Source organism: Micromonospora sp. NPDC049048, assembly GCF_043197615.1.
GTDB lineage: Bacteria > Actinomycetota > Actinomycetes > Mycobacteriales > Micromonosporaceae > Micromonospora.
Genome location: NZ_JBICTM010000012.1, coordinates 92,682 through 117,136, shown reverse-complemented (window position 1 = coordinate 117,136; position 24,455 = coordinate 92,682). Strand labels below are relative to the sequence as shown.

The window sequence follows — 24,455 nt, the reverse complement described above, 5'->3', positions numbered from 1 at the left end:
GACGTGGCGGCCCGGAGCCTGTCGTACGTGACCGACTGCGTCACCGTGCTGGTCGGCTCGGGTGACGAGGCACGCCTGGTCAGCTATCTCACCTCCGTCGACGGCCAGGCCGTGTCCACCGCCCGGCTGCGAGCGGACCTGCGCACCCTGCTGCCGGCGCACATGCTGCCGGTGGGGGTGGTCCGGTTGGACCAGCTGCCGTTGACCGCCAACGGCAAGCCGGACCGGACCCGCCTGCCGGCCTGGCGGCCCGACGTCGACGGAGCCTCGGAGGACACCCCCGCTCCGGTCTACGCCACGGCCGTCGAGGAGACGATCGCCCGCACCTGGCAGGAGGCGCTGGGCGTCGCGCAGGTCGGCCGCGAGGTCAACTTCTTCGACCTCGGTGGCACCTCGCTGCTGGCGATCGGCGTACAGCAGGCACTGGAGGAGCGCCTCGGACGCCCCGTGCCGGTGCTCAAACTCTTCGAACTTCCGACGGTTCGATCGCTCGCCGCCTATGTCGCGGGCGAGCAGGAGGCAGCGGTCGAGGTCCGCTCCGTCAGGCGACCAGTCTCCCTGGACTCCGCGCGCCGGCTGCGGATACGCGAGACATTGCGAAGGGACATGTCATGAGCGACCGGCACCACATCGCGATCGTCGGGATGGCTGCCCGATTCCCGGGAGCGGCGGATCTCGACCAGTACTGGGCCAACCTGCGGGACGGGGTGGAGAGCGTCCAGTTCCCCACGGACGACGAACTGCGCGCGTACGGGGTCTCGGAGGAGATGCTGCGGCATCCGGACTACGTCAAGGCCGTGGCCACGGCCCCGGGGGTCCAGGACTTCGACTCGGCGCTCTTCGGCTACACGCCGAAGGAGGCCGACTTCACCGACCCGCAGATCCGGATGTTCCTGGAGAGCGCGCACGCGGCGCTCGAGCACTCCGGCTACGACCCGTACCGCGAAGAGGCGACCATCGCGGTCTACGGCTCCGCCGGCACCAACCGGTACGTCGACAACCTGGGCCTGACCGGCGACGCCGCGGCGAGCACGAGCTTCGCGCTGACCTCCCTGAACAACACCGACTACGTCGCGATCACCGCCGCGTACAAGATGAACCTGCGGGGGGCGGCGATCTCCGTCTCCACGGCCTGTTCGAGTTCCCTGGTCGCCGTGCACCTGGCCAGCCAGGCGCTGCGCAACGGGGAGTGCGACCTGGCTGTCGCCGGTGGCGCCGAGGTGGAGATGCCGTTCGGGCACGGCTACCTGTGGACGCAGGGCAGCCCCTTCTCCCGCGACGGCCACGTGCGGCCCTTCGACGGCAAGGCCGACGGCACGCTCTTCTCCACCGGCGCCGGCGCCGTGGTGCTCAAGCGGCTCAGCGACGCGCTCGCCGACGGCGACACCGTGCACGCCGTCCTACGGGGCACCGCACTCAACAACGACGGATCGGCGAAGGCCGGTTTCACCGCCCCCTCCGTGATCGGCCAGGCGACGATGCTGGCCGAGGCGTTCGCCATGGCCGAGGTGACCGCGAGTGAACTGGCGTTCGTCGAGTGCCACGCCACCGGCACCCCGCTCGGGGACCCGATCGAGGTGGCGGCGCTGCATCGCGCGCTGCAGGCGGTGGGCGACGACACCGGGACCACGGTGGCGCTCGGCTCGGTCAAGTCGAGCATCGGACACCTTGGCCATGCGGCGGGCATCGCCTCGCTGATCAAGGGCGTCCTCGCCCTCCGGCACGGTGCTCTCCCCGGCACGGTGAACTTCCAGGAGGCGAACCCCAAGCTGCACCTGGACTCGACGCCGTTCGTCATCGCCGACCGGCTCACGCCGCTGACCCGCGCCCCCGGAGTGCCCCTGGTCGGCGGGGTCAGCTCCTTCGGCGTGGGGGGTACGAACGCCCACGTGGTCATCGAGGAGCCCCCGGCGCGCGTACCGCAGCCGGTGCGGGCACAACCCCGGATCGTGGTGTGGTCGGCGCAGAGCGAGGTCGCCGGGCGGCAGTACCAGGAGAACCTGGCCCGGTACTTCACCGACCACGACCCGCAGACGTTCCCCGCGGCGGTGCGCACCCTGCAGCACGGCCGGCGGCCGTACCCCCTGCGCTCCGCCATCGTCGCGGACGACCCGGCGGTGGCCGCCGAGCGACTCGCCGCCGACGACGGCGTGCTGCGGGGAGCCGGCGCGGAACGGCGGGACCTGGTCTTCGCCTTCCCGGGCCAGGGCTCCCAGCGGGCCGGAATGGGACACCGCCTCTACCGCGAGGACAAGGCCTTCGCCGAGGCCATGGACGAGGTGCTCGACCTGTTCGGGACGCACGGGATCGAGGTCCGGGAGGACTGGCTCTCGGGCGACCCGGAGCGGTTGACCGGCACCGTCGCGACCCAGGCGTCCCTCTTCGCCGTCGAGCACGCGTTGGTGTGTGCCCTGCGGGCCCGGGGGGTCCGTCCCGGGGCGGTGCTCGGGCACAGCGTCGGTGAGCTGGCCGCCGCCGTGACGGCCGGGGTGTTCTCGCTGGCCGACGGGGTGGCCCTGGTGGCGGCGCGGGCCCGGGCCATGTCCGCCGTCACGACGGGTGCGATGCTGGCGGTGGCCGCTCCCCTGGACGACCTCCCCACCGAACTGCTGGCCGGCCTGACGGTGGCCGTGGTGAACGAACCCCGACAGGTCGTCCTCAGCGGCAGCCGCGACGACGTGCTCGCCGCGCGGTCCGCGTTGCAGAGCCGCAAGATCCTGGCCACGGTCCTGCCGACCGCCGGCGCCTTCCACAGCCCGTTGATGATCCCGGCCGCGGTGCAGTTCGCCGCCGCGTTCGACGGAGTCGAGCTGTCGGCGCCGACGATCCCGTTCTACTCCGCCGCCGCCGGCGGTCTGATCGGCGAGGACCAGGCTGTCGACCCGAACTTCTGGGCCGACCAGGTGGCCGGCGTCGTCCGGTACGACCGGGCCGTGGCCGCCGTGCTCGCCGACGGGCCACGCCGCGTGCTCGAGGTCGGGCCGGGCCGCGTGCTCAGTGACCTCGGCAGGGGAACCGGGGGGCCGGGCTCCTCGTTCACGCCCGCCCTGCCGCGAACCGACACGGACCTCGCCGGGCTGCTGGCGGTGGTGGCGCGACTCTGGGTCGACGGACACGACGTCGAGTGGCCCGAGCCGGACGACGCCGGCCCGGTCCGACGGGTGCCGCTGCCGGGCTACCCCTACCAGCGGCGCCGGCACTGGGTGGACGCACCGGCACTGACGACGCCCCCGGCGGTGGCGGCTGTCCCGGCGGTCGAGGCGGCCCTGCCGGTCAGCGGTGAGCCGACCGAGGCCGGGACACCACTGTCGACCGTGGTGTGGACCGAGACGCAGGCGCTGCCGAGGAGCGCCGTGTCGGGGCTGTGCCTGCTCCTGGCACCGGCGTCCGAGGCGGACAGCCTTCCCGTCGTACTGGCGGTGCAGCAGGCCGGCGCCGCCGTGGCGATCGCCCGGCCGGCGGAGGCGTACGCCGAGGTGGGCGCGGAATTCCGGATCCGCCCCGGCTCCCGGGTCGACCTGGACCGGGTGCTGGCCGCGCTGGCCGGCCGGGGGACACCGGTGACGCTCGTGGTGCACGCCTTCACCGCTGGGCCCAACCCCGCACTGACCAGCGCGGGCGTGAACCGGGCCGTGGAGGCCGGCTTCACCAGCCTCTTCGTCACCGCCCAGACGGTCGCCGCCCTGCCGGCGGGCGGCGCGGCGGGGCTTCTGGTGCTCACCCGGGGAGCGGTCGACATCACGGGCGCCGAGCCGCTCGACCCGACCGCCGCGATGCTCGTCGGGTTCGCCCGTTCGCTGGCGAAGGAGGCGCCCGAGCTGGGCTGCCGCGTGGTGGACGTGGCCCTGCCCGCCGACCACGAGCTCGCGTGCGAGCTGGGCCAGTGGCGGCGGCACGAGGTCGTCGCGCTGCGCGGTACGCGGCGGTGGATGCCGACCCAGGTGGCGTTCGACGCGGCGCCGTGGGAGTCGCCGTCGCCGCTGCGGCGCCAGGGGGTCTACCTGATCACGGGCGGCACCGGCGGACTCGGCATGGCGCTGGCGCGCGGTCTCGCCGGCACCGGGCTGCAACCCCGGCTGATCCTGCTGAGCCGCACGGGCCTGGACGACGACGCGACGGACGAACGCTCCGAGCGCCTGCGCGCCCAGCTCGCGGAGATCACCGGACTTGGCGCACAGGTCCGCGTCCTGACCGCCGACGTCGCCGACCGCCGGGGACTGCGGCGGGCCCTCGACGTCACGGTGTCCAGGTTCGGGCCGGTCAACGGGGTCTTCCATCTGGCCGGGTTGCCTGGCGACGGCCTGGTTCGGCTGCGGGAACCCGACGACGTCGCGGCGGTGCTCAGCCCCAAGGTCCGGGGGACGGTGGTGCTCGACGAGGCGTTGCGGTCCGGCCCGCCACTCGACTTCTTCGCCTGCTTCTCCAGCCGGGCCGCCCATGACGGGCTCGTCGGCAGCGCGGACTACGCCGCCGCGAACGCCTTCCAGGACGCGTACGCCGTGACGCTGCGCCGGGCGGGGGTGCCCGCGGTCTCCATCAACTGGCCGTCCTGGGCGGAGGTCGGGATGGCCGCCGAGTACGGGGTGCGGACCTGGTCGACCACGATCGGTCCGGCGCTCAGCCCCATCATGGACGAGCACCGGCTGGAGGGCGCGGCGATCCTGCCCGGGACCGGTCAGCTGGACCTCATGCTGCGCGGCTACTGCGAGCTGACCGGGCGGGACCTGCCGGTGCGGCTCACCGACGTGGTCTACCACCAGGTCCTCGCCACCGAGGACGAGCGACGGGTGGAGATCCGGCTGCACACCGACGGCACCCTGGAGTCGTGGTCGCGTTCGGGCAGCGACCCGGGCGCCCCGGCGGTACGGCATGCCAGCGCCCGGGTCGCCGCGGCGGGTGAGCCGGGCGGGCCCCGGCCGATCGGGGAGCTGCGCTCGTCCTTCACCCACGAGCTGATGGAGTCGGAGGCTGACGGGCCGAGGCTGTTCCACCTCGGCCGCAGGTGGGACAACACCGTCGCCACCTGGACCCGGACGCCGGAGGACACCTCCGAGTTGCTGGTGCAGCTGCGACTGCCCGAGGAGTTCGCCGACGACCTGGCGGTGCACCCGGTGCACCCCACCCTGCTGGACTCGGCGTCGACGGCGTTCCGTCGGCCCGACGACGGCTTCCACCTGCCGTTCTGCTGCGAGTCGATCGTCTTCCACGGCCGGTTGCCGGCGGAGGTGTTCGTGCATGTGCGGCGCAAGCCCAGCGGGCCGGGTGTGATCCGGGCGGATCTCGAGTTGCTCGGGTTCGACGGGCAGCCGCTCTGCGTGGCGACCGGGTACACCCTGCGCCAGATACAACCCGGCACGAAGGTGACCGCCCCGGCCGGCGGCGGGGAGAGCGGGGCGGCCGACGGGATCCCGCCCCGGCTGGGGGTCGCGCTGACCCTGGCCATCCTCGGTGCCCGGCACCCCGGGCAGGTGCTCGTGGAGAGCAATGCCCAGCCGCTGCGCGGCCGCGAGACGCCCGAACGGCCGGGGCCGACCGCTCCCGTCGTCGATCAGCGCCCGACGGCGGTGGCTTCCGCCGCGGCCGCCGACGCCCTGGCCGACACGGTCGCGGGGATGGCGTCGGCCGGACCGGTGGCGGCCACCGCCGGGCCGGGCGACGCGAACAGCCTGGAGTCCCGGATGAAGGCGCTGTGGGTCGAGGCGATCGGCGACCCGGACATCGGCATGGACGTCGACTTCTTCTCGGTCGGCGGCAACTCGCTCACCGCCATCGCGCTGATCTCCGCCATCCGGGAGACGTTCCAGGTGGAGCTCTCGATCGGGGCGATCTTCGATTACCCGACGATCGCGGCACTGGCCACGTTGCTGCGGGAGCAGGGACTTCGGTGAACGAACCCGTCGTGCTCACCAGTGACTGGGCGCTGTGGCCGGTGGCCCCGGTACGTGCCGCCGGCATGCCGTTCGACTGGCTCGCCGGCTTCGCCGAGGACGGGCTCGCCGCCGTCCGGGAGCTGCTGGCCGAGCCGGACTTCCTCGCCGCGCTCAGCTGGCAGAACCCGGCAGTGGCCGAGTGGGCGCGGCGGCCCGGCTCCGCGCTCACCTCGTACCGGGCGGGTGTGCTGACCAGGTACGCCCAGCGGTACTGCGCGAAGAACGACAGCATCGGCTTCTTCGGGCCGGTCGGCTGGGCCACCTTCGGTGGTGCCGGCGACTCGCTGGAGGTGACCGGGACGGCGGGGGTGCGCAGCACCAGCGCCTCGTTCGAACTGTGGGCGGTGCGCGCGCTGGCGCAGCGGTGGGCCGAGGATCCCGCCATCCGGCCGCACCTGCCGGTGCGACGGGTGCCCAGCGTCAGCGTCCACGAGGGACAGGCGTACCGGCCGTTCCAGGTGCCGCTGGCGTTGGCGCCGGCGCAGCTCGCCCTGCTGGACCGTCTCGCCAGGGCCGGCTGCACCGAGGCCGACCTCGACGCCGACGAGCGGTCGGCCCTGGCCGGACTGGTCGCGCACCGGATCGTCGTCGCCGAGTTCGTGCTGCCGCCGTGCGCGCATCCGGAGCGGGAACTGCTGGCCCAACTAATGAAGCTGCCGGAGAGCGGGGCCCGCGACCAGGCGGTCGCGGACCTGACGGGCCTCATCGACCAGCTCGCGGCGGCCGAGCGGTTCGTCCGGCAGCCGGCGGAACTGGCCCCGGTGCTGACGGCGGTGGAACGGCGGTTCGCCGAATTCGCCGGCCAGACCGCCCAGCGGACCAAGGACGAGGCGGCGGCCGGACGCACCCTCGCGTACGTCGACTGTCGTCGGGACCTCGACGCGGTGGTGCCCGCCGGGCTGGTCGACCAGGTGGCGGAGCCGCTGGGGCTGCTCCTGCAATCGGCCCGGTGGCTGACCGCCGAGGTGCGGGCGGCCGTGGACGAGCGGCTGTGCGAGACGTACGCGGAGCTGCGGCACCGGCGGGAGACCGTCCTCCTCTCCGATCTGCACATCGCCGCGGCGGACGTCCTGGCCGGCGCCCCCGGTACGCTCATCGACGAGATCGGCGAGGACTTTCGGCTGCGGTGGTCGGAGATCCTGCGCGACGCGACCGGCCCCGATCCGGTCCAACTGGCCAGCGAGGACATCGAGGCGCTGGTCGACCGGCTCTTTCCCCCGTGCGAGCCCGGCTGGGCGGCGGCCCGGCAGCACAGTCCCGACCTCATGCTCGCCACGGGCCGGGGGCGGCCGCTCTGGGTCCTCGGTGAGCTGCACACCGCCATGAACACTCTGGAGTCGCGGTTCTTCCATACCCTCGCGGACGAGCCGGGGCGACTGGTGGAGCTGACGGCCCGGGACATGGCTGGTGGCCGGATCGTGCCGAGTTACCCGTACGGGCCGCAGATCGACTCGCGTCGGTATCCGCCCCTGACCGTGCACGTGCCCGACCGGTACCTGTACTGGGCGCACAGCACGGACATGGGCGCCCCGGACGGTGTGTCGGTCCTGCCGGCGACGGGACTCGTCGTCCGGGACCGGGACGAGGGGCTCACCGCAGGCCCCCGGGACGGGCGGTGGGAGCTGCCGGTCGCCGAGTTCTTCGGCGAGTTCCTCTCGGCCATCACGGTCAACCGGTTCCGGATTCCCGGGCCCGGCCCGCGGATCACCCTGGACGACCTGGTCATCCGGCGGGCGACCTGGGCATTCGCGGTCGACGACCTGCCGCCGAAGGTGCTCGGTGCCCGTGGCTACCGGCCCGAGGTGCTCAGCGACTTCCTCACCGAGCGGGGCCTGCCACGGCACCTGTTCGCGCAACTGCCGGGTGAACCGAAGCCGTTCTACGTCGATCGTGACGCGCCGCTGCTGGTGACGAACCTGGCTCGCAGTTGGCGGCGGGCCGCCCGGGGGCCGGTCGTCCTCCAGGAGATGCTGCCCGGCCCCGACCAGCTGTGGCTGCGGGATGCGGCAGGACGGCGTTACACCAGCGAGTTCCGCATGGTCGCGGTGGACCGTAAGGCGCGGGTGCTGCCCGGCCTGGCTGACGCAGGGCGAACGGAGAACCCATGTTGATCCTCACCAGCACCGACGTGCGCGCGGCCCTGCACGGCAGGGAGGCCGAGGTGCTGCATGCGGTGGAGCAGGCGTATCTCGCACACGAGGCGGGGCGGTCGGCGCTGCCGCACTCGGTGTTCCTCCGGTTCCCCGACGACGACCGGAACCGGATCATCGCGCTGCCGGCGTATCTGGGCGGCCCGGAGCCGACGGCCGGGGTCAAGTGGATCTCGTCGTTCCCGGCCAACATCGGGCAGGGGGTGCCGCGGGCGTCGTCCGCCATCATCCTCAACTCGATGCGCACCGGGCAGCCCGAGGTGCTGCTCGAAGGCGCCCGGGTCTCCGCCTGGCGTACGGCCGCCAGTGCCGCCCTGGCGGCCCGGCTCCTGCCCGCCGAGACCGACCAGGCCGGGGTGACCCTGCTGGGCTGCGGGGTCATCAACTTCGCCGTGCTGCGGTTCCTCAGCCAGGTCGTCTCCGGCCTCACCGACGTCACGGTGCACGACGTCAGCACGGAGCGGGCCACCGCGTTCCAGGCCCGGTGCGCGGAGGTCCTGCCCTCCCTCACGGTGCACGTCGAGACGGACCAGGGGCGGGCGTTGGGCCGCAACACCCTGGTGAGTGTCGCGACCAACGCGCTGACGCCGTACCTGGACACCCGGCTGCTGCGGCCGGGCACGCTGGTGTTGCACGTCTCGCTGCGGGACGTGCTGCCCGACGCCGTTCTCGAGGCGGTCAACGTGGTCGACGACGTCGACCACGTGCTGCGTGCCGCCACGTCGGTCGACGTCGCCGCACGACAGGTCGGCCACCACGACTTCATCGCCGCCACCATCGGTCAACTCGCGGCCCGGCCGCAGACTCCCCCGAGGGATCCGCACCGGGTCACCGTCGTCTCTCCGTTCGGGCTCGGCGTGCTCGACCTGGCGGTGGCCGGGCTGGTCGTCAGGATCGCCCGGGACACGGGCCTCGGCGCGCGGATCGAGAACTTCGTCCCGGCGAAGGAGGACCTGTCGTGAGTGCCGAACTCTCGCCGCTCCAGCGGCAGTTGCTCGCCCAGATCATCAAGGGCGGGGGCGTGGGCGCACCGATACCGGCGCCGGCGACACTGCCGCGCCGGCGCGGCAACGATCCGGTGCCGCTCTCGTACGCCCAGGAGGCGGTCTGGCACCTGCACCAGATCGCCGGTGACGTGCCGCTGTTCAACGTGGTCGCCGCCGACTGGATGGCCGACGGCACGGACGCGGCGAGCTTCGTGAGGGCGCTGCGCGGGGTCGTCGAGCGCCACGACGCGATGCGGATGGCGATCAAGGCGGGCGCCGACGGCAGACCGCTGCTGACCGTGGCGGCCGAGGTGCCCGTCGAGGTGGAGGAGTTGACGGCGGCGGACGGGGACGGTCCCGACGGCGTGTTCGCCACCGCCCTGGCCGTCACCGCCCGGCCGTACCGGCTGGACCAGGCGCCGCTGTGGCGGGCCGCGGTCATCACCACGCCCTCGGGGCGCCGGCTGGCCCTGTTCGCCGCGCACCACATCGCCCTGGACGCCGCGTCGCTCGCCCTCGTCATCGACGACATGGCGACCGGGGGGAGTGCGCCGCCCGTCGGGTTCCTCGACTTCGCCGTCTGGCAGCGGGAACAGATCCGCGACGGCGGCGCGAAGGCCGACCTGGACTACTGGCGCGGACGGCTCGCGGCGCTGCCCGATCCGCTGGCGTTGCCGACCGACCGGCCCCGGCCGGCGCACCGCGACCTCTCCGGCGCGACCATCCACCGGGACGTGCCACGGGCGGTCGTGGACCGGGTGCACGCCGTCGGCCGCGCGTCCGGCGCGACCACCTACATGACGATGCTCGCGGCCTACTTCGTGCTGCTGCACCGCTACACCGGCGACTCGGATCTCATCGTCGGGGCCAGCGTGTCCGGTCGGGTCCGGCCCGAGCTGCAACGGATGATCGGCATGCTGGTCAACGTGGTGCCGATCCGCGCCACGGTCACCAGCCGGGAGAGTTTCCAGACGCTGCTGCCCCAGCTCCGTGACCGGGTGGCGGAGGCCCTGGAGCACCAGGGCGTGCCGTTCGCCGTGGTGGTGCGCGAGACCAGCCCGACGCACAGTCCCAACCAGCCGCCGCTGGCCCAGGTCGGCTTCAACATGCCGACGCAGGAGAACAACGCCTACCGGGTGCGGCCCGCGCTGCCGATCACGCCGCAGGGGTCGCTGCTCGACTTCACCGTGCACGTCGTACCGGCCGCCCAGGGCGCCCTGCGGGTCGAGCTCGAATACTCTACCGCGCTGTTCGACGAGTCGACGGCCACGGACCTGCTGACCACGTACGTCGAGCTGGTGGACCGGCTCACGGCGGACCCGGCGCTCGCGGTGGGCCAGGTACCGGTCACCGCCAGGTCGGCAGTCACCGGCGGGACCGGGACGCCACCGGCGCTGTTGCCCGAACTCGTCGCCGCGCAGGCCGCCCGCACCCCGGACGCCGTGGCGGTCGAGGACGGCGGCACCTCCCTGACCTACCGGGAGCTGCTGGACCAGGTGCAGTCGCTGGCCGCCCGGCTGGCCGAGCGGGGGGTCGGGCCGGAAACCCCGGTCGGGGTCCACCTGCCGAGGGGCGCCGCCGCGGTGGTGGCCCTGCTGGCGGTCTGGCGGGCCGGGGGCTGCTACGTCCCGCTCGACCCCGAGCACCCGCGGGCGCGCATCGAGACGATCGTCGCCGACGCGGGCGTACGGACCCTGCTCGCGGCCCCGGCCGACACCGGACGGTTGGCGGAGCTCGGAGTCACAATCCTCACGGTGGACGGATCAGCGCGCGGCGTCCCGTTCCCCCAGGTCCGGCTTGCGGCGGAACACGCGGCGTACGTGATGTACACCTCCGGCTCGACCGGGCGGCCCAAGGGCGTGGTCGTCACCCACGGCGGCATCGCCAACCGGGTCTGGTGGCCGGTCAACCGGCTCGGACTCGGCGCGGGCGACCGGGTGCTGCAGAAGACGGCGCTGACCTTCGACGCCGCGGGCTGGGAGATGTTCGGCCCGCTGATCAGTGGCGGCACCGTGGTCGTCGCCCCGCCCGACGCGCCGCGTGACGCGGCGGTGATGCTGCGCGCGGTCGCCGAGGGGGCGGTGACCGTGCTCCAGGTGGTGCCCTCGGTGCTGCGGCGGTTGCTCGCCGTCGACGGATGGGCCGACTGCACCTCGCTGCGGCTGCTGTTCAGCGCCGGCGAGCCGCTCACCGGTGAGTTGTGTGCGCAGGTCCGCGACCGGGTCGACGTCACGGTCGTCAACACGTACGGACCCACCGAGTGCGCGATCGACGTGACCGCGTACCGGTGGCCGCAGGAGCAGCGCCGGGGACCCGTGCCGATCGGCAGCCCGCTGGACGGGCTGCGGGCGGTCCTGCTCGGGCGGGACGGCGAACTGGTGCCCCGGGGTGCCGTCGGGCAGCTCTACGTCGGTGGCGTCAACGTCGGCCGGGGGTACGTCGGGCGGCCCGACCTGACCGCCGCCCGGTTCGTGCCCGACCCGTACGGGCCACCCGGATCGCGGATGTACCACACCGGCGACCTGGCGCGGCAACGGTCCGGTGGGGAATTCGAGTTCGTGGGCCGGGCGGACGACCAGATCAAGATCAACGGTGTCCGCGTCGAGCCCGGCGAGGTCGAGCGGGCGCTGGAGACGCATCCCCTGGTGCGGGCCGCTGTCGTGCTGGGGCGTCCGCGTCCCGACGGGGGGCGTCAGCTCGTGGCGTTCCTGGTCACCGACGCCGCCATCGAGACCGGTGCGCTGCGGGCGCACCTGCGTCGGACCCTGCCGGAGGCGATGCTGCCCGGGCTGTTCGTCCGGGTGGACGCGATACCCGCCACGTCCAGTGGCAAGACCGACGCGGTCGCCCTGCTGAACGGGATTCCGGACGGGTTGCCGCCCGGCGAGCGGGCGTTGCCCACCGACGAGGTGGAACAGGTCGTCGCGCAGGAGTGGGCCACGGTACTGGCGAGCGCCGGCACCGTCGGCAGGCACGACGACTTCTTCGCGCTCGGTGGGCACTCCCTGCAACTCGGCGAGCTGGCGGCCCGGCTGCGGGCGCGTACCGGTGCGGGCGTCTCGCTGGCGCAGCTGTACCAGGCCACCACCGTCGCCGCCCAGGCCGACCTGCTGCGCCGGGACGCGGCGGCGGCCGGCGGCGGGAACGACGCGGCGGGTCGAACCACCGCACCCGAGATCGAGGTGCTGCCCAGGACCGGGCTGCTGCCGTTGTCGGCCGGACAGCAGCGGATGTGGATGGCGGAGCAGCTGAGTCCGGGCAGCCCGGAGCAGATGGTGCCGGTGGTGGTGCCGCTGCCGGCGCGGATGACGCTGGCCGAGGTGAGCGCCGCGCTCGCCCGCGTGGTCGAGCGGCACGAGATCCTGCGTACCCGCTACGAGATGGTCGACGAGCAGCTCACCCAGGTCGTCGATCCGCCCGCCCCGGTCGAGATCGAACTCGTCGAGGCCACCGGCGAGGACGCGGCGACCCGGCAGATCAGGGAGCTGACCCAGCGGCCCTTCGACCTGGCCACCGATCCGGTCCTGCGCGCCCGACTGGTCCGCTCCGGCCCCGACCGGCAGTCGCTGGTCCTGCTCGTGCACCACATCGCCTGGGACGGCGTGTCGACGGAGATCCTCGCCGCCGAACTGTCGTCCCCCGACCCGGCCGCCGCACCGGCCGTCCAGTACGCCGACTACGCCGCCTGGCAGTCGGCCTGGTCGCAGGGCCCGCAGGCGGCCAGCGGGCTCGAACACTGGCGGCGGCAGCTCGACGGGGCACGCGCCACCGAACTCCCCACCGACCTGCCCCGTCCCGCCCAGTGGCAGGGCCGGGGCGCGTTGTACGTGTTCCGGGTGCCGGCCCCGGTCGCCGCCCCGGTCGTGCAGGTCGGGCAGCAACTCGGCGCCACCCCGTTCATGACCTTCCTGGCCGCCTTCAACTGCCTGCTCGCGGAGTTGACCGGCACCCGGGAGATCGTCGTCGGCGCACCCGTCGCCGGTCGGACCAACCCGGCGGTGGAGAGGCTCATCGGCTACTTCGCGAACATCCTCGTGCTGCGTACCGAGGTGGACCCCGGCGACGACTTCCGGGCCGTGCTGCGGCGCACCCGGGAGACCTCCCTGGCCGCCTACGCGCATCAGGACGTCCCGTTCGACCGTGTCCTGGACAGCCTGCGGATCGCCCGCGACCGCTCCCGTAATCCCCTGTTCCAGATCATGTTCGAGGTGGGGCAGGCGCGGCCGTCGTACCTGCCCGACCTGCCGGAGCAGCTGGATCTGCTGTCGTTGCCGTGGCCGACGGCGATCTACGACCTCACCGTCACGCTGAGCGAGGAGCCGGACGGTGGTTACCTGGGGCTCGTCGAGTACTCGACGGACCTCTTCCGGCCGGCGAGCGTCGAACGGCTGATCCGCCGCTACCGGCAGCTGCTCCAGCAGGTCGCCACCGATCCGGACGCGTCCGTCGGCGGGCTGGCCGTCCGTACCCTGCCCGAACTGCTCCGGCGTCAGGCGGCGGCGCGGCCGGACGCCGTCGCGGTCGAGCAGGGCGGCGACCGCCTCAGCTACGGCGAGTTGGCGCGGCGGGTCGATGTGGCGGCGGCCCGCCTGCGTGCCGCCGGGGTGGGGCCCGAGTCGATCGTCGCGGTCTGTCTTCCCCGTGGCCTGGACCTGATCGTGACCGCGCTGGCGGTGATGGCGGCCGGCGGTGTGCACGCCCCGCTCGACGTCGCCGGGCCCGGAGCGCGGCTGGCGTCGATCGTGGCGTCGCTGGAACCCGCCGTCGTGGTGGTGACGCCGGACGCCGTCGGGTTGGTGCCCTCCGGTGGCCCCGCGGTGCTGGTGCCGGAGGACCTGCGGACGTCCGCGCCCACCGACGGCGGGGGAGAGCGCCGCGCCGCCGTCGTCGCCGGACAGCTCGCGTATGTCATCCACACGTCCGGCTCCACCGGCGAGCCCAAGGGCGTGCAGGTGGAACACGGCGCGTTCCTGGCCCACTGCGAGGACGTGGCGCTGCGGTACGGGCTGGCCGCCGACGACCGGATCCTGACGACGAGTCCGCCCTTCGTGGACGTCGCGATGGAACACCTCGGCATGACCCTGGTGTCGGGCGCGACCCTGGTGCTCGCCGCCGCCGGCGGGTGGAGCCCTGCCGACCTGCCCGACCTGGTCGCCGCCACCCGGGTCACCTTCCTCGACCTGCCGCCGATGGCGTGGCGGGACATGCTCGACCGGGTCGTGAAGGCCGACAGCCGGCTGGACACCCTGCGCGCGGTCAACATCGGCACGGACGTGGTGTACGCCGAGGACGTGCACCGGTGGCACGAACTCGGCATCGACGCTCGCTTCATCGCCTGTTACGGGCCGACCGAGACCGTCGTCACGTCGACCCTCCACGAGGTCACCGAGGCGCGTGCCGCCAGCCTGCCGCCCGGGGCGGTGGTGCCGATCGGCACCGAGGTGGGCCGCACCGTCGGCTACGTGCTCGACGAGCGGCTGCGACCGGCGCAGCCCGGTGTCCGGGGCGAGCTGTTCCTGGGGGGCAGCCTCGCGCGGGGCTACCACGGACGCCCCTCGCTGACCGCCGAGCGCTTCCTGCCGGATCCGTTCTCGACGGTGCCCGGGGCCCGGATGTACCGCACGGGTGACGTGGTCAGCCGGAACGCCGACGGGGTGCTGGACTTCCACGGCCGGGCGGACCGTCAGGTGAAGATCAACGGCTTCCGGGTCGAGCCCGCCGAGGTCGAGGCGTGCCTGCTCACCCACCCGGGGATCCGGGCGGCGAGCGTCACCGCCGCGACGCGGGACGGCGCCACCCAGCTCGTCGGCTACGTCGTGGCCGCCGAAGCCACCCCACCGGACGCGCGCGATCTCGGTGCGTACCTGCGGGCCCGGCTGCCGGAGGCGATGGTCCCGCGGCACTGGGTCTTCCTCGCCGAGATGCCGAGGACCGGGGCGGGGAAGGTGGACCTGCGGGCGCTCCCGCCGATCGCCGCCGACGACGAGGGCGAGCGCACCGAGGAGGCATCCGCCGAGGCGAGCGTCGAGGAGCTGATAGCCGAGATCTGGTGCGCCGTGCTCGGTCTCCCCGCGGTCGAGCACGACGCCGACTTCTTCGCGATCGGCGGCAACTCGCTGCTGGCCACCCGGGTCCGTACCCGCATCCAGGACCTCTTCGCGGTGACCATCCCGCTGGGGGACCTGTTCGGGGCGACGACGGTCGAGCAACAGGTGGACCTGGTCACCCGGCTCGTCGTCGACGAGGTCGACGCGCTGCCCGAGGACGAGGTGGCCGCGCTCCTGCTGGATCAGGACGAGCCTGGGGAGAGACGATGAGCGACACCGAGGGGCCACGTCCGGCAGCCGACAGCGGGGCCGAACTGCGTCGCCGGCTGGTGGCGCAACGCCTCGCGGGCCGGGTACGGCGGCGCGACGACGGGTCCGCCGCCGATGCCGCTGCCGGCGTGACCGACACCGGGCCGGCGCCACTGTCGTCGGCGCAGCGCCGGATGTGGTTCCTGGACCAACTCGCGCCCGGCGGGGTGGACTACCTGGTGCCTCTCGTGCTGCGGCTGCGCGGCGTGCTCGACGTCGAGGCGCTGCGCGTCGCGTTGACCGGCCTGGCCGCCCGGCACGACATCCTGCGGACGAGGTACGAGCTGCGCGACGGCGAGCCGGTCCAGGTGATCGATCCACCCGCGCCGGTCGACCTGCCGGTCGTGACCACCGACGAGGCCGGGCTCGCCGCCCTGCTGGCCGACCAGGCCGGGCGCGGATTCGACCTCGCCACCGGCCCGGTCTGGCGAGCGGTCCTGGTGCGGTTGGGCGACGACGAACAGGTGCTCGTCGCGCACCTGCACCACATCGCCTGCGACGGTTGGTCCGTGCAACTGCTCTGCGCCGACCTCGCCGAGCTCTACCACGCGGCCCGGACCGGGGCGCCGCAGCCTGCCCGGCCGGGACAGTTCGCCGAGCACGCGAGGTGGGAGCGGCGACACCTCGGCACCGCGGAGGCACAGGCCGGTCTGCGGTGGTGGCAGGACACCCTGGCCGAGCTGACCGAACTCGACCTGCCCGCCGACCGGCCCCGCGCGACCCCGCGGGATCCGGCCGGCGCCCGGGTGACCTTCGCGGTGCCGGCGCACGTCGATCGGGCCTGCGCCGAGCTGGCCCAGCGGCACCGGACCACGCCGTACGTGGTGCTGCTCGCCGGTTTCGCCGCGCTGCTGGCCCGGCTGATGCGGCAGGACGACGTCGCCGTCGGCATGCCGGTGAGCGGCCGGACCCGGACGGGAGTGGACGCCGTCGTCGGTCCCTTCCTCAACACGCTGGTGCTGCGCTGCGACTGCTCCGGTGACCCCAGCTTCGACCTGCTGGTCGATCGGGTGCGGGACACGCTGCACGCCGCCGTCAGCCACCAGGACATCCCCTTCGACCGGGTCGTCGACGCGGTCGCGCCGGAGCGGGACCTGTCCCGCAACCCGCTGGTGTCGACGATGTTCCTGTTCGAGGACGAGAACGGAGGGCTGCCGGGCCGCTTCGACGACCTCGATGTCGTCGACGTCGCCACCCCGCCACGGGGCGTGAAACTCGACCTGAGCATGGGGCTGCGGCGGACCGCCGACGGGCTGTTCGGCGCGATCGACTACGCGACCGCCCTGTTCGACGAGCGGACCGTCGACGAGCTCGTCACCCGTTACCTCGTCCTGCTGGAACACGCCGTCACCGCGCCGGGGGCGTCGGTCGGCGCGCTGGACGTCCTCGACGAGGCTGAGCGCCACCGGCTGCGGACGGTGCTGACCGGCGCCCGCCGGGATGTTCCCGACAGCCCCCTGCACGAGCTGGTCCGGGACCGCGTCCGGCGGGACCCGGCGGCGGTCGCGGTACGGGACGGGCGGCGCAGCTGGAGCTACGGCGAGCTGGACCAGCTCTCGGACGCCCTGGCCCACACCCTGCGCCGGCACGGCGTCGGCCGGGGCGACGTCGTCGGGGTCTGCCTGCCCCGCAGCGCGGAACTCGTCTGCGCGCTGCTCGCGGTCCTGAAGTCCGGCGGCGCCTACCTGCCCCTCGACCCGGAGGACCCGGCCGCGCGCCGGGCGGAGGTGGCGACCGACGCCCAGGTCCGCGCGGTGGTGGCCGGAGCCGACCACGCGGCCGCCTTCGGCGACGTGCCGGTGGTCCCTCCGGTGGCACCGGGAGACGGGGCGACCGACCTCCACGGGCAGCTTCCGGCACTGACCGCACACGACCGGGCGTACGTCATCTACACCTCCGGTTCCACCGGGCGCCCCAAGGGCGCGGTCATCGACCACGGCGGGATAGTCAACCGGCTCACCTGGATGCAGGAGAGCTACCAGCTACGACCCGGCGACCGGGTGTTGCAGAAGACGCCGTTCACCTTCGACGTGGCCGTGTGGGAGTTCTTCTGGCCGCTGATCACGGGCGCGACCATCGTGGTGACACCGCCGGGCGTGCACCGGGACCCGCTGGAACTGGACCGCCTGATCCGGGCCGAGGCGGTGACGCACCTGCACTTCGTGCCGTCGATGCTCGACGCCTTCCTGGCCGTCGTCGCGCAGGCGCCGCCCAGCCTCAGGCACGTGTTCTGTAGCGGCGAGGCGCTGCGTGCCGTCACCGCCCGGCGCTTCGCGGCCTGGTCGTCGGCGGCGTTGCACAACCTGTACGGCCCGACGGAGGCCTCGGTCGACGTCACGGCCCAACGGGTCGACGAGCGGCTGCTCGCCACCCTCGACACCGCCGGCGTGCCGATCGGCACGCCGATCAGCAACATCCGCGTCCACATCCTGGACGAGCGGCTGCGGATGGTGCCGGTGGGCTGGCCCGGTGAGCTCTACCTGGCCGGCGTCGGGCTGGCGCACGGGTACCGCAACCGGCCCGGCACCACCGCCGAGCGGTTCGTGCCGGACCCGTTCTCGTCCGTGCCGGGCGAGCGGATGTACCGCACCGGCGACCTGGTCCGGCTGCGCGCCGACGGGACCATCGACTTCCTCGAACGCATCGACGCGCAGGTCAAGCTGCACGGCGTCCGGATCGAGCTGGGGGAGATCGAAGCACGGCTGATGGAGCACCCGGCGGTCGCCGAGGCGGCGGTCGCCCTGCACCGGCCCGCGGACCTGCCCGCCCAACTGGTCGCCTACGTCGTGGCACGCGACGGCGCGGACGCCACGCCGGACCGGCTCCGCGCCGGGCTCTCCGGAGTGCTGCCGGCGGCGATGGTGCCCGGCCGGTTCGTGTCCCTGGACGCACTTCCCCGGACCAGCAGCGGGAAGATCGACCGTCGCGCCCTGCCCGCCCCGGAGCAGGGCCGCACGACCAGCACCGCGTACGTCGCGCCCAGCACCCCGGAGGAACACCTGGTCGCGCGGGTGTGGGCCGAGGTCCTCCAGGTGCCACAGGTGGGCGGCGCGGACGACTTCTTCGCCCTCGGCGGCGACTCGATGCGCGCCATCAGACTGGTCGGCGCGCTGCGCGAGGCTGGCCTGGCGGTGAGCGTGCAGGACCTGTTCCAGCACCGCACCGTCGCCGCCGTCGCCGCCGTGGCCCGACAGTGCCTCGACGAGCGGCCGGACGACCTGGTGGCCGAGGAGTTCGGGCAGATATCGGCCGCCGACCGGGAGAAACTCCCGGAGGACGTGCTCGACGCCTACCCGTTGTCGGACGTCCAGGCCGGCATGCTCTACGAGCTGATGGCCGACGAGGAACGCCGGCCGTACCAGAACGTGACGCTGTACTTCGTCGACGACGGTAAGCCGCTGTCGGCCGCCGCCCTGCGTACCGCGGTGCGGCAGGTCGTGGTCCGGCACGACGTGCTGCGTACCTCCTTCGACCTCACCAGCTACGGCGAGCCGCTGCAACTGGTGCACGCGGAGGCCCGGGCCGAGGTGGTGGTGCAGGACCTCGACGGGCTCGACGAGGCCGAGCAGGAGCTGCTCATCCGAGAGGAGGCCGCCCGGCACCGGCTGGCTCCCGTCGTGCTGGACCGGGCACCGCTGTGGCGTCTCTTCGCGTACCGCACCGGTGGCACCCGGTGGGTGCTGGCCTGGGTGGAGTGCCACGTCATCCTCGACGGCTGGAGCCACAACTCGCTGCTCGGCGAGCTGATGGACCGCTACGTGGCGGTGCGGGACCAGCGGACGCCGCCGTCGATGGAGCGGCCGGCGCGCCGCTGGGCGGACTTCATCGCCATGGAACGCGCGGTGGTCGCCGATCCGCAGAGCCGCGAGTACTGGACCAGCGTGCTGGACCGGTACGAGACACTTCGCCTTCCGCAGGAGTGGGGGGCGGCCGGATCCGGTGCCCCCCACACGGTGGCGCAGCCGCTCGGCACCGACGTCGACCGGCTGCGCGAACTGGCCGCGGCGATCGGCGTTCCGATGAAGAGCGTCTACCTGGCCGCGTTCTTCAAGACGATGAGCGTCCTGAGCGCCGGGGACGGCTTCCTGTGCGGCCTGGTGAGCAACGGCCGCCCGGAGGTCAGCGGCGGTGACGAGGTGCTCGGGATGTACCTCAACACGCCGCCGGTGGTCGGCGAGCGCCCGCGCGGCACCTGGCTGGACCTGATCCGGGCCGCCGCCGAGGCGGAGACCGCACTGCTGCCCCACCGGCGTTTCCCGCTGCCCCGGCTCCAGTCGCTGGCCGGTACGACGCAGCCGCTGGTCGAGGCGGTCTTCAACTTCCTCGACTACTACCTGCTGCGCGACACGGCGGTGCAGACGACCCAGACCGAGGACGACAGTCCCAACGAGTTCCCGCTGGCCGTGACCGTCCTGCCCGGGTACGTCATGTTCACCGCGATGCCGGAGCGGGTACGCCCGGAACGTCTGAACTGGCTGGCGCAGGCGTACCACCGGGTGCTGACCGACATGCTCGCCGATGTCGGCGCGTCCGCCACCGGGCCGCTGCTCTCCGGCGCCGAGCTCGCGCGGCGGCTGTCCGGACCGGTGGCCGCGCCGCTCGCCCTGGCCGAGACGACGCTGCACGGAGGCGTCCTCCGGCAGGCGGCGGCGACCCCGGACGCCGAGGCGGTCCGCGACGCCACCGGGACGCTCACCTACCGGGAGCTCGTCACCGCCGCCACGGCGCTCGCCCGGCGACTGGCGGCGGCGGGGGCGGGGCCGGACCGGCCGGTCGCCGTCTGCATGCGGCGCAGCGTCCATCTGGTGACCGTGCTGCTGGGGATCCTCCAGTCGGGTGCGGCGTTCGTGCCGCTCGATCCGGACGATCCGGCGGCGCGGCTGCGGCAGCGGCTGGTCGGCGCGGACGTCGCGCTGGTGGTGGCCGACGAGGAGCTGCACGAGGTGCTGGCCGGCGTCGTGCCGGTGCTCGGCCCCCGCCCGGGCGGTCCGGAGCGGACACCGGTCGAGGTGACCGGAGGCCACCCCGCCTTCGTCCTGTTCACCTCGGGGTCCACGGGCGGCCCGAAGGGTGTCGCCGTGCCGCACCTGGGCGCCGCCAACTACGTGCACTGGCTGCAACGGGCGCTGCCCCTGCGCGGTGGCGACCGGGTCGTCCAGAAGACCCCCTACACCTTCGACGTGTCGGTCGGCGAGATCTTCCGGCCGCTGGTCGCCGGGGCGACGCTGGTGATGGCGCCCGACAAGCTGCACCTCGACCCGCTGGGTCTGGCCGCGTTCATCGAGCGGCACCAGGTCAGCCATGCGGCCTTCGTGCCGTCGATGATGAACGCGTTCCTCGACGCCGTACCGGGGATCCCCGCCTGTCTGCGTGAGGTCATGCTGCTCGGGGAGAAGTTCACCCTGTCGACCGCCCGGCGCCTGGCCGAGCGGACCGACGCCAGGGTGTACAACCTCTACGGGCCGACCGAGGGATCCATCGCCTGCACCTGGTACGAGGTCGCCCCGCAGCCGCACCCGGGGGCGACGAGCGTGCCGATCGGCCGTCCGATCGACAACGTGACGAACCACGTCCTCGACGTCGACCTCAACCCGGTGCCGGTCGGCGTGCCGGGCGAGCTGTATCTCGGCGGGCACTGTGTCGCGCAGTCCTACCTGGGCCGACCGGCCGAGACCGCCAGCCGGTTCGTGCCGGACCCGTTCGGTGCACCCGGTGGGCGGCTGTACCGGACCGGTGACCTCGTACGGTGGCTCGACGGCGACGTCATCGAGTACCTGGGCCGGCTCGACCAGCAGGTGAAGATCAGTGGGGTCCGGATCGAGCCGGGCGAGATCGAGCGGGTGCTGTCGGCTCATCCCGCGGTGCGGGCCGCGGCGGTGACCGTGGTCTCCGACGACGGCGCGCCGCGCCTGGCCGCGTACCTGCTGGCCCGCCCCGACGTCGAGTGGGACGTCGACGCGGTGCGGGCGCACGCCCGCGCCCAGCTGCCCGCGCTGCTGGTTCCCGCGCACTTCGTCGTGTTGCCCGAGTTCCCGATGACCGTGAGCGGCAAGATCGACCGGCGGGCGTTGCCCAGGCCGGAGGACGACGGCAGGACGGCGGCGGACCACGTCCCCGCGCGCAACGCGCTGGAGCGGACGATCGCCGGGGTGTGGCAGCGCGAGCTGGGCTGCGGCGAGGTCAGCGTCGAGCGTGACTACCTGGAACTCGGCGGGGACTCGCTCGGGGCGATGCGGATCGCGATCCGGCTCGGCCGGCAGCTCGACATGGTCATCTCACCGACGGACATCCTGGTGCGGCGGACGGTGGCGGCCCTGGCCGAGCTGCTCGCCGGGCGGCAGGGCGCCGCGCCGGAGGCCGCCCGTACGGGCCCCGGCGGTGCCGGGCAGCAGCCCGATTCGCGGCCCGCCGTCCCGGCGGCGTCCCCCGGGCCCGACCGGCCGGCGCCCGACCCGCGGGCGAAGGTGCTGTCCGTGGTCGGGACGGCCGATTCCAGCCAGATCCGGGTACGCCGCACCGGCAGCCGGTCGGTGCTGCACTGCGTGCACCCGGGCGGGGGAAGCGCGCACTGGTACGAGAACCTGGCGCGGCACCTGCCGGAGAGCCTGGACGTGGTCGCGTACCAGCATCCCGGTCTGTTCGATCCGGGGGAGGCGGCCCGCTCGACCGCGGACCTGGCCCGGCGCTACCTCGACGAGCTGCGTACCGATCAGCCCCAGGGGCCCTACCACCTCTTCAGCTGGTGTGGCGGAGGGCCGATCGCCTGGGAGATGGCCCGAGGGCTGCGCGCGATGGGCGAGAGCGTGACGCTCATCCTCCAGGACCCGGTGCTCCAACTGCCCGACGTCCCCGGCGACGGCGGCGAGAACCTCCGGCTGCTGGCCCGGTGCGATCGGGCGTACCAGGAGCTCGCCCAGGACCCGCCGCCCGGACGCGCCGCCGAACTGCGGGCGGAGATCGCCGGCCTGCTGCCGCGCATCGTCGTGGAGGGCTTCCACGACGCGCTGCGCGATCCCGATTTCGACCACGTCTGGCCCCTGGCGGTGCGGTCGTGGCGGCAGCAGATGGAGGCCCGGATCTCGTACCGGTACCAGCCGTACGAGGGACCGCTGCACCTGCTCACCTGCGACGACCTCGTCAACGGCACGCACGAGAGCCTGGCCGGTCTCGAGCCTGAGGGCTACGTCGGCCGGTGGCGTCGCCTGGTGCCGGCCGGCGTCGAGGTGCACCGGATATCAGGCGGCAACATCACCTCGATGCTGCCGCCCCACATCGAGGGGCTCGGCAAGGTCGTCGCCGGCATCATCGGACATCCTGAGGAGACTGCCATGGGACACCCCGAGGAGGTGCGTGCCACATGACCAGCCCCGTGGTGACGGTGCGCGGCCTGCGGCGCAGCTACGGCACGGTCGTCGCGCTGGACGGCATCGACCTGGACATCCAGGAAGGTGAGGTGGTCGCGTTGCTGGGGCCCAACGGCGCCGGCAAGACGACGACTGTGGAGATCCTCGAGGGGCACCGGCGGCGGGACGCCGGCGAGGTCCGCGTGCTCGGCGTGGACCCCTGGCGAGCCCCGTTGGCCTGGCGGTACGGCATCGGCATCGTCCTTCAGGAGGCCAGCGACGCGGGGGAGCTGACGGTGCTGGAGACGCTGCGCCACTTCGGCGGCTACTTTCCGTCCCCGCACGATCCGACCGACCTGCTGCGGCAGGTCGGCCTGGCGGAGGCGGCCGGGCGCCGGGTCCGCACCCTCTCGGGCGGCCAGCGGCGTCGGCTCGACGTCGCCGTCGGGGTGGTGGGCCGACCGCGGCTGCTGTTCCTCGACGAGCCGACCACCGGGTTCGACCCGCAGGCGCGCCGGCAGTTCTGGGAACTGGTCCGCGGCCTGCGGGACGAGCAGGGCACCACCGTGCTGCTGACCACCCACTATCTGGAGGAGGCCGAGGCGTTGGCGGACCGCGTGGTGGTGATCGCCGACGGGGTCGTCCGCGCCGACGGTGACCCGGCGACGCTCGGCGGCCGGATGAGCGGGGAGGCCACGGTGAGCTGGCTGGAGAACGCCGAGGCGCGCAGCGCCCGGACGGCCGACCCGGGGGCGTTCGTCAACGAGCTGGTCGCCCGGCTCGGGCCGTCCGTGCCCGGGCTGACGGTCAGCCGCCCCCGACTGGAGGACGTCTATCTCGACCTGGTGGGAGGGAACAAGCCGTGACCACGCAGGCGACGACAGTCCCGTTGACCCGTACGGGCCGGCTCGGGCTGGCCCGTGGGGCCGTGGAGATCAGGACCTTCTTCCGGGAACGCGACACGGTGCTGTTCACGTTCGCGCTGCCGATCGTCCTGCTCGTGCTGCTTGGATCGATCTTCTCCACCGAGTACGCCGGCACCGGGGTGACCGCGAGTCAACACATCACGGCGAGCATGATCGCGGCGGGCATCGCCTCCGCCACCTTCGTCACTCTCGCTGTGGGCATCGCTGAGGACCAGGCCAACGGGACGCTGAAGCGGTTGCGCGGGATGCCGGCCCCGCCGGCCGCGTACGTGCTGGGCAAGCTGTTTCTCGTGCTGGTGGTCAGCGTCACCGAGGCGGTGCTGATGGTGGCCACGGGCGTGCTGCTGTTCGACCTGGCGCTGCCGGCGGACGCCGGGTCCTGGCTGACCCTGGCCTGGGTGTTCCTGTTGGGAGCCACGGCGTGTTCGTTGCTGGGTATCGTCCTGAGCGGGCTGGCCAGATCGGTCCGGGGGGCGAGCGCGGCGGCGAACCTGACCTATCTCGTCCTGGTCTTCACCTCGGGCATCTTCGTCACCCCGATCACCGTGCTGCCGGCGCCGTTGACCACGTTGTCGTCCCTGTTCCCGCTGAAGTGGATGGGCCAGGGGTTCCGGGCGGCGTTCCTGCCGGACACCATGGCGACGCAGGAGCTGGCGGGCTCCTGGGAACTGGGGCGGGTGGCCCTGGTCCTGGGACTGTGGTGCGTCGTCGGTCTGCTGCTGAGCCTGGCCGTCGTCCGGCGGGGCCTGCGGCGGCGCGAGTGA

Annotated in this window: 8 protein-coding genes (1 of these 8 only partly in view); all 8 read left to right on the top strand. The window is 73.5% G+C overall.

Annotated features, from left to right (window positions below; genetic code table 11):
- Tightly spaced (each overlapping or abutting the next), the 8 genes in view from ACGFIG_RS29250 to ACGFIG_RS29215 form a layout consistent with a single transcriptional unit that may run on beyond the window.
- Positions 1 to 615 carry the 3' end of an amino acid adenylation domain-containing protein gene (locus ACGFIG_RS29250; RefSeq protein WP_393008357.1) on the top strand. 4,335 nt of this gene lie to the left of the window's left edge, so 615 of the gene's 4,950 nt are visible here — the last part of the coding sequence; the start codon falls outside the window, past its left edge; it ends in the stop codon at positions 613 to 615.
- Positions 612 to 5,888: an SDR family NAD(P)-dependent oxidoreductase gene (locus ACGFIG_RS29245; RefSeq protein ID WP_393008355.1), complete on the top strand. Its 5,277-nt coding sequence runs from the start codon at positions 612 to 614 to the stop codon at positions 5,886 to 5,888. The genes ACGFIG_RS29250 and ACGFIG_RS29245 overlap by 4 nt, the downstream gene beginning before the upstream one ends.
- Complete coding sequence (locus tag ACGFIG_RS29240) at positions 5,885 to 8,041, top strand: lantibiotic dehydratase (protein ID WP_393008353.1); 2,157 nt, start codon at positions 5,885 to 5,887, stop codon at positions 8,039 to 8,041. Before ACGFIG_RS29245 ends, ACGFIG_RS29240 begins: the two co-directional genes overlap by 4 nt.
- Entirely contained in the window at positions 8,035 to 9,042 is a 1,008-nt protein-coding gene (gene sbnB, locus ACGFIG_RS29235) for a 2,3-diaminopropionate biosynthesis protein SbnB (protein ID WP_393008351.1), read from the top strand. Before ACGFIG_RS29240 ends, sbnB begins: the two co-directional genes overlap by 7 nt.
- Positions 9,039 to 15,383: an amino acid adenylation domain-containing protein gene (locus ACGFIG_RS29230; RefSeq protein ID WP_393008349.1), complete on the top strand. Its 6,345-nt coding sequence runs from the start codon at positions 9,039 to 9,041 to the stop codon at positions 15,381 to 15,383. Before sbnB ends, ACGFIG_RS29230 begins: the two co-directional genes overlap by 4 nt.
- Entirely contained in the window at positions 15,380 to 22,783 is a 7,404-nt protein-coding gene (locus ACGFIG_RS29225) for an amino acid adenylation domain-containing protein (RefSeq protein ID WP_393008347.1), read from the top strand. The genes ACGFIG_RS29230 and ACGFIG_RS29225 overlap by 4 nt, the downstream gene beginning before the upstream one ends.
- Complete coding sequence (locus ACGFIG_RS29220) at positions 22,780 to 23,631, top strand: ABC transporter ATP-binding protein (RefSeq protein ID WP_393008345.1); 852 nt, start codon at positions 22,780 to 22,782, stop codon at positions 23,629 to 23,631. Before ACGFIG_RS29225 ends, ACGFIG_RS29220 begins: the two co-directional genes overlap by 4 nt.
- Positions 23,628 to 24,455, top strand: a complete 828-nt coding sequence (locus tag ACGFIG_RS29215) for an ABC transporter permease (RefSeq protein ID WP_393008343.1) — start codon at positions 23,628 to 23,630, stop codon at positions 24,453 to 24,455. The genes ACGFIG_RS29220 and ACGFIG_RS29215 overlap by 4 nt, the downstream gene beginning before the upstream one ends.